This is a genomic window from Aliamphritea spongicola, assembly GCF_017051665.1.
Taxonomy (GTDB): domain Bacteria; phylum Pseudomonadota; class Gammaproteobacteria; order Pseudomonadales; family Balneatricaceae; genus Amphritea; species Amphritea spongicola.
In genome coordinates, this window is sequence record NZ_JAFIDL010000145.1 from 1 (window position 1) to 279 (window position 279).

1 protein-coding gene is annotated in these 279 nt (G+C 57.7%); it reads left to right on the forward strand.

Going from position 1 to position 279, the window contains the following annotated elements; all coding sequences use genetic code 11:
- Nucleotides 1-279, forward strand: a 279-nt coding sequence (locus JYB63_RS23105; RefSeq protein WP_205660252.1) for a phage tail tube protein, incomplete at both ends; no start/stop codon positions are given.

A 279-nucleotide genomic window follows, 5' to 3' on the forward strand; every position in this document is an offset into this window, starting at 1 on the left:
GATGAGCTTCCGACGTTCGGTTTTGACGGCGGCGATACCGAGGTTCAAGGCACATGGTCGAATGCTACCTTCCGCGAGGTCGTAACCGAAGCTCCGGCGGATTACGTGACCTTCAACGCGCTTCAGTTCGACGAGCAGGTGCTTGGACTGTACTACGGTGTGGAGGACACCACGCCTGGTGATGAGATTTTCGAGGTTCAGAACGCCCCGATCTCGACCGTTCCGCGTGCTCTGCTCGTGGTGATTGTTGACGGTCCTCGTAGGGTCGCATTCCATGCT